Here is a 13,238-nt window from a genome sequence, read left to right on the forward strand (position 1 = left end):
CGGCCCCGGCACCGGGACGTCCACCCTGACGGCCGTACCGCCCCCGCCCGCGCCCGCCCCCGGGCCGGGCCCCCGGGCCGGTATCGCCCGGTGGGCCGCCGACCTCGCCCTGGGCGCGCGCTTCGCGGTCAACGGCGGGCGGGAGAGCTGGACCAGGACGGTCATGACGGCGGTGGGCGTCGGCCTCGGCGTGGCGCTGCTGCTGCTCGCCGCCGCCATCCCCACCGCGCACACGCTGCGCGGCGAGCGGACCGACGCCCGCTCCGTCTACAACTTCGGCGACGCACCGAAGCACGGCCCCGGCACGATCGGCGTCGGCGAAGCCCAGACCACCTACCGCGGCCGGGATATCGGCGGCTACGTCCTGGCCCCCGAAGGCGGCAACGACCGCGCCCTGCCCGCGCCGCCGGGTGTCGACCGGTTCCCGGCCCCCGGTGAGATGTGGGTCTCGCCCGCGCTGAAGGAGCTGCTCGACTCCGACGAGGGGAAGCTGCTCCGGGAGCGCTTCCCGTACCGCACCGCCGGGGTGATCGGCAAAAGCGGGCTGTCCGGCCCGGCCGAGTTCTTCTACTACGCGGGCGTCAGCCAGAAGACGCTCGAGCGGGTCGGTGCCACGTACCACATCGACCACTGGGGCAACAGCGACGGCGGGAGCGATCCCTTGAGCCCCGCCCTGCTGCTGCTGATCATCGTGGGCTGTGTGGTGATGCTGCTGCCGGTGCTCATCTTCGTCGCCACCGCCGCCCGCTTCGGCGGCGAGCGGCGCGACCGGAGGCTGGCCGCGCTGCGGCTGGTGGGCGCCGACATCCACATGACCCGCCGGATCGCCTCCGGTGAGTCGCTCTTCGGTGCCCTGCTCGGGCTCACCGTGGGCACCGGGCTGTTCCTGCTGGCGCGGGAGGTGATCGGCGGTCTCACGCTGTGGGACATCAGCTTCTTCAGCTCCGACATCCGGCCGTCCCTCCCGCTCGCCCTGGCGGTCGCGGTGGCCGTGCCCGCCCTCGCCGTCGTCGTCACCCTGGTCGCCCTGCGCGGTATCGCCATCGAGCCGCTGGGGGTCGTGCGGAACGCCGCCCCCAAGCGGCGGCGCCTGTGGTGGCGGCTGCTGCTGCCACTGCTGGGCATCGGACTGCTGCTGCCGCTCGTGGGCCACTTCGGAGGCAACGACAGGCAGGCGTACCAGGCCGCGGCCGGCGCCGTCCTGCTCCTCATCGGCACCACCGCGCTGCTGCCCTGGCTCGTCGAGGCCGTGGTGGAACGATTCGGCGGCAAGGGCTCGGTGCCCTGGCAGCTCGCCACCCGCCGGCTCCAGCTCAGCAGCGGCACCGCGGCACGTGCGGTCAGCGGCATCACGATCGCCGTCGCCGGTGCCCTCGCGCTCCAGATGCTCTTCGCCAGCGTGGAGTCCGAGAACACCAAGTCGACCGGCCAGGACCCCCGTCGCGCCCAGCTGATGGTGAACGTCCCGGTGGCCGACGGCGCCCAGGCCCGCGACGCCTTCGAGCGGTACCGCGCGACCAAGGGCGTGCGCAGTGTGCTCGGGATCACCGAGGACTACGTCTCCGCCACGCACGCCGACAAGGCGGATCCGTCGGTGGTCTCGGAGAACGCCTTCACCGTCGCCGACTGCCCCTCGCTGCGCGAGGTGATCCGCCTCACCCGCTGCGAGGACGGCGATGTCTTCCTCGTCCAGCCCGACTTCGGCGAGCCCGGCGACAACTTCGCCCGTCCGGGCGCCCAGGTCAACCTCGCCTACGACGACGAGGGCATGCCGGACCTGGACCACAAGAAGCTGTGGACGATCCCCCGGTCCGCCACGGTGGTGAAGCCCCGGACGGACCCGACGGGATCGGTGCGCAACGGCGTCTTCGCCACCCCCGGCGCCTTCGACATCGCCACCCTGGCAGGCCCGAAGGCGACGGCCATGATCCGGCTGGACCCGAAGGTGCCGGACGCGGCCGAGTACGTGCGCAACACCAGCGTGGAGTTCTCCCCGTCGCTGGGTGTGATGCAGCTCTCCAGCACCTCGCAGTCGGACGAGTTCACCGCCATCCGCCGCGGACTGTTCATCGGCGCGACCGCGACGCTGCTGCTCATCGGGGCCAGCATGATCGTGACCACCCTGGAGCAGCTGCGCGAGCGCAAGCGGCTGCTGTCCGTCCTGGTCGCCTTCGGCACCCGACGCACCACGCTCAGCTGGTCCGTTCTGTGGCAGACCGCGGTCCCGGTGGTGCTGGGCCTGGCGCTGTCGCTCGCGGGCGGGCTGGCGCTGGGCGTGATGCTGCTGAAGATGGTCGGCCAGCCACTGGCCGTGGACTGGGCCGGGCTCGGCGCCATGGCCGGTATCGGCGGCGGCGTCATCCTGCTGGTGACCCTCGTCAGCCTGCCGCCGCTGTGGCGGATGATGCGGCCGGAGGGCCTGCGGACGGAGTAGCCGTACGGCTCACATCCCTCCCCGGGGGCCGTTCCCACCTGCGGGAACGGCCCCCTGGCGCCTGTTCTCGGCGGTTATGCCACCCGTCCGGGTGAATCCCGACAGACGGGACATACGCATGGTGCCCGGCCTACGATGATGTTCTCGACACCAACCACCGGGAGACCAGCCATGTCTGCTGCCGCAGTCGAGGGGCCGCACCGCCCCGAGCCGCTGACTCTGCTCGAGCACGCCAACCAGCTCATGGAGCAGCACCCGGGCTGCCGAGTCGAGATCATCGGGGGAGTAATCACCGTGGCCCCACCGCCGGACGCGCCGCACGGGATGGCGCTTACCGAAATCATGATGCCCTTGATCGGAGCGGGGCTGCACGGCAAGGAGAGCAGAATCATCCAGGGGATCGGCCTGTGGCTGCCGACCGGCCCCGAGGACTACGCCATCCCGGACCTGGCGGTGGTCGACGCCGACATCCACGAGCACCTGATCGAGAACAACTGCTACGACCCCATGTCCTTCCGGCTGGTGCTGGAGGTGACGTCCGGCAACTTCAACAACGATCTGCGGAACAAGGTCACCGCATACGCCGAGGCCAAGATTCCGGTGTATGTGATCGTCAACCGCAAGCACGGGCGGGTGCATGTGCTGACCGACCCCGTCGAGGGCGGATACGACACCCACCGCATCCATGCCCCGGGTGAGCACATCACGCTCCCGGAGTCGATCGGCGCCGAGGTCACCCTGGACGTGGCGGCGATCCTCACCACCGGGCGCCTCTGACGCTCACCCCCTGACGCTCACTCCCGGGCGACCCGCACCGGCAGCGGACGCAGCGCCTCCCGCAGCGCCTCCGCCAGCTCCTCGAACTCCCCCGCACGCGCCGCGCCCGCCCGCATGGCCAGGGCTATTCGCCGGGCAGGCGCCGGATCGGCGAAGTCGCCGGTGGCCAGACGGTCGTTGCGCCCGGTCTCCACCCGCAGCGCGGTGCGCGGCAGCAGCGTCACCCCGAGACCGCCCGCGACCAGCTGCACCAGGGTGGAGAGCCCGGCGGCGCTGGTGGTCACCGGGGCACCCTCGGAGCGGCCCGCCTCACGGCAGATGTCCAGGGCCTGGTCGCGCAGGCAGTGGCCCTCGTCCAGCAGCAGCAGATCCAGCTCCTTGAGCGCCTCGCGGGGGATGTCGTCGCGTCCGCCCAGCCAGTGGTCCTGCGGGGTGACCAGGACGAAGTCCTCGTCGAACAGCGGCAGCTCGACCACCCCGGGCGCGCCGAGCGGCACCGCGAGCAGCAGCAGATCGAGGCGGCCGTGGGCCAGCCCGTCCAGCAGCGAGGCGGTCTGCTCCTCGTGCACCTGGAGGTCGAGCCGGGGGTAGCGGTCGTGCACCAGCCGCAGCACGGTCGGCAGCAGATACGGCGCCACGGTGGGGATCACCCCGAGCCGCAGGACGCCGGTGAAGGGCGCCCGCGCCGCCTCGGCCTCCTCCAGCAGCTCCCCGACCGCCTCCAGTACGGTGCGTGCCCGGACCGCGAGCCGCTCCCCCGCCGGGCTGAGCAGCACCTTGCGCGTCGTACGCTCGAGCAGTTGGACACCGAGTGTCTCCTCGAGCGCGGCGACGGAGCCCGAGAGCGCGGGCTGGCTCATCCCGATGGCGGCCGCGGCATCGCGGAAGTGCAGATGCTCCGCGACCGCGACGAAGGCCCTGAGCTGGGGAAGGCTGGGCTGCCGTGGCTTCCCCACCGGTGTGGCTGATGCGCCCACTGATAGCCACCTCCAATCAACACCACCGAGTTTAGCTATTTCACTGATCAATGCACTCTGTGCCAAGGTAGGGAGCGTCCAACCCCAGGAAAACCCGGACCACGGGGTTTTCCTACGCAAGCTGCAAGGAGTGCGCGTGCTCACTGTCGGTGACAAGTTCCCCGAGTTCGACCTGACCGCCTGCGTGTCGCTGGAGAGCGGCAAGGAGTTCGAGCAGATCAACCACAAGACCTACGAGGGCAAGTGGAAGATCATCTTCGCGTGGCCCAAGGACTTTACGTTCGTGTGCCCGACCGAGATCGCGGCCTTCGGCAAGCTGAACGACGAGTTCGCCGACCGTGACGCCCAGATCCTGGGCTTCTCCGGCGACTCCGAGTTCGTCCACCACGCCTGGCGCAAGGACCACGCCGACCTGCGTGACCTGCCCTTCCCGATGATGGCCGACTCCAAGCACGAGCTGATGCGTGCCCTGGGCATCGAGGGCGAGGACGGCTTCGCGCAGCGCGCCGTGTTCATCGTGGACCAGAACAACGAGATCCAGTTCACCATGGTGACCGCCGGCTCCGTGGGCCGTAACCCCAAGGAGGTCCTGCGGGTGCTGGACGCCCTGCAGACCGACGAGCTGTGCCCCTGCAACTGGAACAAGGGCGAGGACACGCTGGACCCGGTGGCCCTCCTCGCCGGCGAGTGAGCTGATTCACCATGGCACTCGACGAGCTGAAGTCCGCCCTGCCGGACTACGCCAAGGACCTGAGGCTGAACCTCGGTTCGGTGATCGGCAACTCCGAGCTTCCGCAGCAGCAGCTGTGGGGCACCGTGCTGGCCTGCGCGATCGCCTCGCGCTCGGCGCGGGTGCTCAGCGAGCTGGAGCCGGAGGCCAAGGCCAACCTGTCGCCCGAGGCGTACACCGCCGCGAAGTCGGCGGCCGCCATCATGGCGATGAACAACGTCTACTACCGGACCCGGCACCTGCTGTCCGACCCGGAGTACGGCAACCTGCGCGCCGGGCTGCGGATGAACGTCATCGGCAACCCGGGCGTGGACAAGACCGACTTCGAGCTGTGGTCGCTGGCCGTGTCCGCGATCAACGGCTGCGGCATGTGCCTCGACTCGCATGAGCAGGTGCTCCGCAAGGCGGGCGTGGACCGCGAGACGATCCAGGAAGCGTTCAAGATCGCCGCGGTGCTCCAGGCGGTCGGCGCCACCCTGGACGCCGAGGGCATCCTGGCCGCGAACGCCTGACGCGCCCGGTCGCACGGACCACGCGACGAACCGAAGGGCGCCCCACCGGTCGGTGGGGCGCCCTTCGGCGTTCGCGCTCCCGGAGCGGAGCCCCCGTGGTCTGTCGCTCGTCGGACTCCGACGAGACAATGCCGGGGCGTCCGGCGGCCACAGCCGGACGAGCACGCAGAGCCGCACTCATGGGGGAGCGAAGATCATGACGATCACGTGGGGCAAGGGAAGGCTGTCCGTCCTGTTAGGCGCGGTGTGCGCGATGGCACTGACGCTGCCGGGCGGAACGGCACACGCGACCACCGGCGAGGACGATCACGCCGCCACGCTCGCGGCGTTGAAGACCTTCCAGGGGAGCGCGGGCCCCGGGGCAGCCGTCCACGCCGGAGACGGCGGCGGCTCCTGGACGCTGTCCGCCGGCACCGGAACCATCAACACCAACCAGCCCATCCAGTCGGACGAGCACTTCCGCATCGGCAGCCAGACCAAGACCTTCACCGCCACGGTGGTGCTGCAACTGGTCGAGGAGGGCCGCGTCTCCCTCGACGCGCCGATCGAGGACTACCTGCCCGGCGTCGTCACCGGAAACGGCTACGACGGCACCCGCATCACGGTGCGCCAGCTGCTCCAGCACACCAGTGGCATCGCGGCGTACTCCCCCTCACCAGGCATCGAAATGCCCGACGCCAACCCCGACGGCACCTACGACCTGGCCGAACTGGTGCAGCACGGGCTCAGCCGCGGCACGGCCTCCGCCCCCGGCTCCGGCTTCACCTACTCCAACACCAACTACTGGGTCCTCGGCATGCTCATCGAGAAGGTGACGGGGAAGCCGGTGCACCGGGCCGTCACCGAGCGCGTCATCGAGCCGCTCGGTCTGGCCGACACCGTCTTCCCCGCGCCGGGTGACCGCGCCCTGCCCGCCCCGGCCGTCAACGGCTACCACGGTGTCCGGGTGGGCTCCTTCTACCTCTGGTTCCCCGCCGTCTCCTACGACCCGTCGCTCTACAGCAGCGCCGGAGCGATGATCTCGACGTTGGAGGACCTGACCGCCTTCTACCAGGCGCTGACGGCCGGCAAGCTCCTCTCGTCCGAGAGCCTGGCCGAGATGCGCGACGTGCGGCCCGTGGGCGACGCGGGGGCGGGCTACGGCCTCGGCCTCATCAGGTCCGTCAAGCTGTCCTGCGGCGGCGTGGCGTGGGGACACGACGGGGGCGTGCCGGGCTATATGACCTACACCCTGGTCACCGACGACGGCCGCCACGCGTCCGTCGTGACGAACGCGCTGTTCCAGGTGAACGCCCCGCATGCGCAGATGTTCACCCTGCTGGACACGGCCCTGTGCGAGGAGCGGACCCCGGCGTGACCGACCCGGCCGGCCGTGACGCCAGTCGGTCCGGGAGGACCGGCGCCGGCCGGATCGAGCGGCGACACCACACGCCGGGCCGCAGGGGTCAGCCGCGCCGGTGAGCCCGGTGCCCGCCCCCCGTGTGCGTACGGCCCGGCGCGGCCTCGGCCACGGCGAACGGGGCGCATCGCCCCGGCCACACGCCCACCGCCCCCGACGCGCACCGGGTCGGCCACCATCGGTGACCGACCCGGTGTGCTCGGTGTCCGTACGCCTCATCCGCCGCCCTCCCCGGGCGGCGGGCCCGGCGGGACGACGGGTGGCGGGACGGGGGCCGTGGCCGAGGCGGTGGCGCCGTGCGGGCCGGGGACGGCGCGCAGCGCGGTCTCCTGGCTGTAGGCGCGCAGATAGCCGACGACCGTATTGGCGACCGCCACCAGCGGAACGGCCACCACCGCACCGCCGATGCCGCCGATCAGCGACCCGGCGGCGACCGAGAGCACCACGGCCAGCGGATGGACCCGCACCGCCCGGCCGAGGATGAAGGGCTGCAGCACATGGCCCTCGATCTGCTGTACGGCCAACACCACGACCACCACCATCGCCCCGGTGAACACCCCCTGGGTGACCAGCGCCACGACCACCGCGAGCGCGCCGGAGACCACCGCGCCCACCAGCGGGATGAAGGCGAAGAGGAAGATGAAGACGGCGAGCGGCACGGCCATCGGGACGTCGAGGAAGAACAGCCCCACGCCGATGAAGATCGCGTCGATCAGCGCCACGATCACCGTGCCGCGCACATAGGCGGTCAGCGTCGCCCAGGCCCGCGGGCCCGCGCCCGCCACGCCGGCGCGGGCCGGGGCGGGGACGAGCTTGAGGCTCCAGTTCCAGATCTTCTGGCCGTCGTACAGCAGGAAGAGCGTGCAGAACATCGACAGCAGGATGCCGGTCATCACCTCGACGACGACCGTGACGCCCTCCAGCCCCGCCGAGGTGATCTGCTCGGTGTTGGCGCCGATCGCCTCGCGCAGGCTCTTGGCGACGTGGTTGATCTGCTTCTCGGTCACATGGAACGGGCTGTGCAGCAGCCAGCGCCGCAGATCGTCGATACCGGCCTGGACCTCGCCCGAGACCTCGTCGACGTTCTCCATGACCTGCCAGACCACGAACCACACGACCAGGCCCATGATGACGAAGCCGGAGATGAAGGTGATCGCGGTGGCCAGCCCGCGCGGCACCCCGCGCCGGCGCAGCCGGGTCACGGTGGGCTCCAGCAGCGCGGTGATGAGGAGGGCGACGGTGAAGGACAGCACCACCAGCTGGACGGAGCTGATGACCTTCATCAGCACCCAGACCGTGCCGCCGAGCACCAGCAGCCGCCAGCCCGCCTCGGCGGCCACCCGGACCCCCCACGGCACGGCGTCCACCGGATCGGGCCTGGCGGAGACGGCGGGGGCGTAGGCGGGCGGGGCGGGCACGCTGGGCGGCTCGGGCCGGGCGGCGGCGCCTTCCCCGGCCGCGTCCCCGGAGCCCTCGGTGCTCTTGGCGCCCTCCGGACCCTCGGTACCGCCCCGGGCGGCACCGGCGCCGTCGTCCGCTCCTGCTCCTGCTCCTGCTCCTGCTCCTGCTCCTGCTCCTGGCGTACCGCCGGACGGGTGCCCCCCGTGCGGGTGGTCCTCGGACGGTCCGGGCCCCCGGGCGGCGTCAGCGCCCTCGCCGTCGGGCCCCAGCATGTCGGCCTGTTGGGATTCGAGCCGGTGGGCGAGCCGGGTCAGTCCGGTTCCCAGCCTGCCGACCCACTGCGGCAATTTCGACATCTCTCGTTTCCTACCCCCGGTTTCCCCCTCGGCCGTCAAGGAGACGTTACCTGCTGAAGATGCGCGAAACCCCCGGCCGGGTGGGCCGGGGGTTTCACGAAGTCCGCGATCGCGTGCCGCTGCCGGGTGGGCCGGGCACGATCCGCTCAGTAGTGGCCGTTGGCCTGCCAGAACGCCCAGGCGTCACACGGGCTGCCGTAGCGCTCGTTCATGTAGTTGACGCCCCACTTGATCTGGGTCGCCGGGTTGGTCTGCCAGTCGGCGCCCGCCGAGGCCATCTTGCCGGCCGGCAGCGCCTGCACCAGACCGTAGGCCCCCGACGAGGGGTTGGTCGCCCTGTAGTTCCAGGTGCTCTCGTGCTGCACGATGTTGCTGAAGCACTGGAACTGGCCGCTCGGCACGATCTGCCGCGCCATCGCCTGGACCTCGGCGACGGTGTACGAGGCCTGCTGGGGGAAGTCGCCGGCGTCACGCGTGGCCGAACGGCTCGCGATCTCCTGCTTCTTCTTGGCCTTCTCTTCCCGCTCCTTGGCCAGCTTCTCGGCGGCTGCCTTGTCCGCGGCGGCCTTCTTGGCCTTCGCGTCCTTGGCCGCCTGCTTGCGGGCCGCTTCCTCGGCGGACTTCCGCGCCTCCGCGTCGGCCGCGGTGGACTGGACGTCCGCCTGCTGCGTCAGGGATGCGGTCTGGGCCACGGCCTGCTGCCCGGCGGGTATGTCCGCGAGGAGCGTCGAGTCGGCGGCGGTCGCCTCGATCGGGTCGGACGAGCTCTGCTGTCCGCCCGCGGCGACGCCGACGACGGCGCCCACAGTGGTGACCGCGGTGGCCGAGGCCACTGCGAATCCCCGGACCGAAATCCGGCTCACTCGGTTTCCTTCCAGCATCGCCCGCTTAGGTGACCTCGCGGGCGCAATCGTGCCCCTGGCGCTGGCCTCCCCTTGTTCCGTCCCCGGTGTCGCTCGGCGGGGTCGGCTGGTCACGGGAGGCACGGGCCCGGTGGGATCTCCCGCGGGAGATCCTCGAGGTGCTCGGGCGGCATACGGCGAACTCTGTTCAATTCTGGTACTGCGGAGGTTCGGTACCGCTGGGGGTACCGGTGTGCCGTATGCGGGGCCTGACAGGACCCACACACTGCCCGAAGCCGAGCCCTGGAGGCAATTCCCCGCCAGGTGTGAAAGCTCACACCCCGTTTACACCCTAGGAATTCCGGAAATCCCGGCGCACCAAGGCGCCGCGCGGCTAAGCTCATTGGTCTTTCCGCGCGGCGCCCTGTGGTCGCATATGACCCAGTCGGCTCAGAACCGGATCAGATGTGGCTGTCCTCCAGCATTTCGGTCACCAGCGCCGCGATCGGCGAACGCTCGGAGCGGGTCAGGGTGACATGCGCGAACAGCGGATGCCCCTTCAGCTTCTCCACGACCGCCACCACACCGTCGTACCGCCCGACGCGGAGGTTGTCCCGCTGCGCCACATCGTGGGTGAGCACCACCCGGGAGTTGGCGCCGATCCGGGACAGAACGGTCAGCAGCACATTGCGTTCGAGCGACTGGGCCTCGTCCACGATGACGAAGGCGTCATGGAGCGAACGGCCGCGGATGTGGGTCAGCGGCAGCACTTCCAGCATGCCGCGCCCCACGACCTCCTCGATCACCTCCGAGCTGGTCACCGCGGACAGGGTGTCGAAGACCGCCTGGGCCCAGGGGCTCATCTTCTCGGCCTCGGTGCCGGGCAGATAGCCCAGCTCCTGGCCGCCCACCGCGTACAGCGGCCGGAAGATCATCACCTTGCGGTGCTGACGCCGCTCCAGCACGGCCTCGAGCCCCGCGCACAGCGCCAGGGCCGACTTGCCCGTACCGGCCCGGCCGCCCATCGAGATGATGCCGACCTCCGGGTCGAGCAACAGGTCCAGCGCGATGCGCTGCTCCGCGCTGCGCCCGTGTATCCCGAACGCCTCCCGGTCGCCCCGCACCAGCCGCACCTGCCCGTCCGGGGTGACCCGGCCCAGCGCCTTGCCGCGCTCGGACTGCAGCACCAGACCGGTGTGCACGGGCAGTTCGGCCGCCTCGGGGAGGTACGCGGTCTCGGCGGCGAACAGGTCGTCCACCTGTTCGGCCGAGACGGCGAGCTCGGCCATCCCGGTCCACCCGGAGTCGGTGATCGCCAGCTCCGCGCGGTACTCCTCGGCGAGCAGCCCCACCGAGGACGCCTTGATGCGCAGCGGCAGGTCCTTCGATACGACGGTGACGTCATACCCCTCGGCCTGCAGGTTCCTGGCGACCGCGAGGATCCGCGAGTCGTTGTCCCCCACCCTGCCGCCGTGGTTCAGGAAGGCGGCGGGCAGGACGCCCGGGTCGGAGTGGTTGAGCTCGACACGCAGAGTGCCGCCCAGATCGCCGATCGGGATCGGGGCGTCCAGACGGCCGTAACGGATGCGGTACTCGTCCAGCAGGCGCAGCGCCTGCCGTGCGAAGTACCCCAGCTCCGGATGGTGCCGCTTGGCCTCCAGCTCCGTGACCACCACGACCGGCAGCACGACTTCGTGCTCGTCGAAGCGGGCCATGGCCCCTGGATCGGCCAGCAGGACGCTGGTGTCGAGGACATAGGTGCGCCGGTCGTGCTCGCGGCGTTTCTTGCTGGTCACCACGGGTGGACGAACCCCCTCGGGAGAGGTCGGGGTGCGACGGCGTCGCGGGAGTGAGGTATCCCCGCCGTAGACGGGGAACGGACCGGGCTCAGGCCCTACCGGGAGGGCCGAGCGCCGGCCCTCCGCGTCATACGCACGATCCGCACAGTCGTCCGTGTGCAAAGGGCCTCCCGGACGAACGGCCCGATGCCGTCCGCTGGCAGTTCGACACCCACTGGACAGGTGGGACAGGGCGTCGACCTGGAAGGGATATTCCCTCGAACGTGCGGGGGCATGCAACGGCATATGACGGCACGCACATGAACGTTGTGCGTCCGGCGTGCTGCACGACTCCGGGGCCGGACGCCGGGCGGCGTCCGGCCCCGGGCCGGTGAACTGCGGTGCGGACGACCGGAACTAGTTGCCGTACCTGCGGTGACGGGCGGCGTAGTCCCGCAGTGCGCGGAGGAAGTCCACCTTGCGGAAGGCGGGCCAGAAAACTTCGCAGAAGTAGTACTCCGAATGGGCGCTCTGCCACAGCATGAAGCCGGAGAGCCGCTGCTCGCCGCTGGTGCGGATCACCAGGTCCGGGTCGGGCTGGCCACGGGTGTACAGGTGTTCGGAGATGAGGTCGATGTCGACGATCTCGGCCAGCTCCTCGAAGGAGGTGCCCTTGGTGGAGTGGTCCAGCAGCAGCGACCGCACCGCGTCGGCGATCTCCTGCCGCCCGCCGTAGCCGACGGCGACATTGACGAGTATTCCGTTGATGTGCTCGGTGTCCCGCTCGGCCTCCTTCAGGACCGTCTGGGTCCGGGAGGGCAGCAGGTCGCGGTTGCCGACGTGGTGCACCCGCCAGCGGCCGTCGGCGGCCAGGTCGCGGACCGCGCCCTCGATGATGCTCAGGAGCGGTACCAGCTCCTCCTCGGGGCGGTCCAGATTGTCGGTGGACAGCAGCCAGAGCGTGACGACCTCGACGTCCGTCTCGTTGCACCAGCCGAGCAACTCCTGGATCTTGCTGGCGCCCGCCTTGTGTCCCTGCTCGGTGGTGCCACCGGCCGCACGGGCCCAGCGGCGGTTGCCGTCGAGGATGACGCCGATGTGCTTGGGCGCCTGGGCGCGGTCGAGGCGGCCTTCCACCCGGCGTGCGTAGAGCCCGTACACCAGGTCGCGCAACTTCACGTCTTCCAGCCCCTCAGTGTGCTTCGCATGGCTCACCATGGCAGTCCGCCCCAAGGCCGACACACTACTGCCGGGCGGGAAAGCTGGCGAACCGGGGCGGCCGAACGACCCCGCCCCGTCACGCTCCGTATCCGGCCGTGCGGGCTACGTACCGTTCGCTCGGGCCCAGAGACCCGCAAAAGAGCGGGCCGGTCCGTGGGGGGGGAGTACGGACCGGCCCGAGGGGGGCTTCCACCATAACCCTTCGTGAGCGGATGTCCATGCATCGGCGGGGCGGACATTTTCCGCGCCGGTGTCATCCGGCCCCGAGCGCCCCCAGCACCAGACCGGCGCCCGCCCCGAGGATCATGAACGGACCGAACGCCATCGCGGTCCCGCGCCCGGCCCGCCGGGTCAGCACCAGGACCGCGCCCCAGCAGCAGCCCAGCAGCAGCCCGGCGAAGGCGCCCACGAAGAGCACGCCCCAGCCGTACCAGCCGAGGGCGACCCCCAGCGTCAGCGCCAGCTTGACGTCGCCGAAGCCCATTCCGCTCGGGCTGATCAGGAACAGCACCAGATACCCGCCGCCCAGCACCGCGCCGCCCAGCAGGGCGCGCGGCCAGGACCCGGCGCTGTGCGGCAGCAGCGCCGCCGCGCCGAGCAGCACCGCGGCCCCGCCCGCCATCGGCAGGGTGAGGACGTCCGGCAGCCGGTTGACCGCCAGGTCCACGGCCGTGAGCAGCACCCCCAGCGGCACCAGCAGCAGCCACACCGCCAGCTCCGGGCGCGCTCCGACGGCCGCCGCCAGGCCCGCGCACACCAGCGCGGTGAGCGCCGCGGCGGGCACCGGGCCCACTCCGTAGTCCCGCTCGCC

At 71.0% G+C, this 13,238-nt stretch carries 11 protein-coding genes; 5 read left to right on the forward strand and 6 right to left on the reverse strand.

Going from position 1 to position 13,238, the window contains the following annotated elements; translation table 11 throughout:
- On the forward strand, positions 1-2,434 hold a 2,434-nt coding region (locus tag AXW62_RS32985), incomplete at its 5' end, for an ABC transporter permease (protein ID WP_060947708.1).
- Between the two features lie 171 nt (positions 2,435-2,605).
- On the forward strand, positions 2,606-3,211 hold the full coding sequence (locus AXW62_RS32990) for a Uma2 family endonuclease (RefSeq protein ID WP_060947709.1): 606 nt from the start codon (positions 2,606-2,608) through the stop codon (positions 3,209-3,211).
- Positions 3,212-3,228: 17 nt separating this feature from the next.
- On the opposite strand, the gene AXW62_RS32995 is transcribed toward AXW62_RS32990, so the two are convergent.
- Positions 3,229-4,188, reverse strand: coding sequence for a LysR substrate-binding domain-containing protein (locus AXW62_RS32995; protein WP_079115911.1), 960 nt, complete (start codon positions 4,186-4,188; stop codon positions 3,229-3,231).
- 136 nt (positions 4,189-4,324) lie between these two features.
- Between AXW62_RS32995 and AXW62_RS33000 the strand changes: the two genes are divergently transcribed.
- The 3 genes from AXW62_RS33000 (at position 4,325) to AXW62_RS33010 (ending at position 6,787) form a co-directional block, all read left to right on the forward strand.
- Positions 4,325-4,879 (forward strand): peroxiredoxin, encoded by a 555-nt coding sequence (locus AXW62_RS33000; protein ID WP_030822438.1) that lies wholly within the window; start codon positions 4,325-4,327, stop codon positions 4,877-4,879.
- A gap of 11 nt (positions 4,880-4,890) precedes the next feature.
- Complete coding sequence (locus tag AXW62_RS33005; protein ID WP_060947711.1) at positions 4,891-5,430, forward strand: alkyl hydroperoxide reductase; 540 nt, start codon at positions 4,891-4,893, stop codon at positions 5,428-5,430.
- Positions 5,431-5,626: 196 nt separating this feature from the next.
- The gene (locus AXW62_RS33010) at positions 5,627-6,787 is read left to right on the forward strand and encodes a serine hydrolase domain-containing protein (RefSeq protein WP_060947712.1); all 1,161 of its coding nucleotides are present in this window, start codon (positions 5,627-5,629) and stop codon (positions 6,785-6,787) included.
- 257 nt (positions 6,788-7,044) lie between these two features.
- Here AXW62_RS33010 and AXW62_RS33015 read toward each other — a convergent pair whose 3' ends face one another.
- The 5 genes from AXW62_RS33015 to AXW62_RS33035 form a co-directional block, all read right to left on the reverse strand.
- Positions 7,045-8,586 (reverse strand): AI-2E family transporter, encoded by a 1,542-nt coding sequence (locus AXW62_RS33015; protein WP_060947713.1) that lies wholly within the window; start codon positions 8,584-8,586, stop codon positions 7,045-7,047.
- A gap of 146 nt (positions 8,587-8,732) precedes the next feature.
- Positions 8,733-9,449, reverse strand: coding sequence for an aggregation-promoting factor C-terminal-like domain-containing protein (locus AXW62_RS33020; protein WP_060947714.1), 717 nt, complete (start codon positions 9,447-9,449; stop codon positions 8,733-8,735).
- A 440-nt stretch (positions 9,450-9,889) separates the two neighbouring features.
- A complete protein-coding gene (gene phoH2 / locus AXW62_RS33025) occupies positions 9,890-11,227 on the reverse strand; it encodes an RNA 5'-3' helicase PhoH2 (RefSeq protein WP_030822423.1) in 1,338 nt (445 codons plus the stop codon).
- A 396-nt stretch (positions 11,228-11,623) separates the two neighbouring features.
- Positions 11,624-12,385: an isoprenyl transferase gene (locus tag AXW62_RS33030; RefSeq protein ID WP_030822420.1), complete on the reverse strand. Its 762-nt coding sequence runs from the start codon at positions 12,383-12,385 to the stop codon at positions 11,624-11,626.
- A 295-nt stretch (positions 12,386-12,680) separates the two neighbouring features.
- Positions 12,681-13,238 (reverse strand): prepilin peptidase (locus AXW62_RS33035; RefSeq protein ID WP_060947715.1); only part of this gene is annotated, 558 nt, incomplete at its 5' end.

This window comes from Streptomyces hygroscopicus subsp. hygroscopicus (assembly GCF_001553455.1).
Taxonomy (GTDB): domain Bacteria; phylum Actinomycetota; class Actinomycetes; order Streptomycetales; family Streptomycetaceae; genus Streptomyces; species Streptomyces hygroscopicus.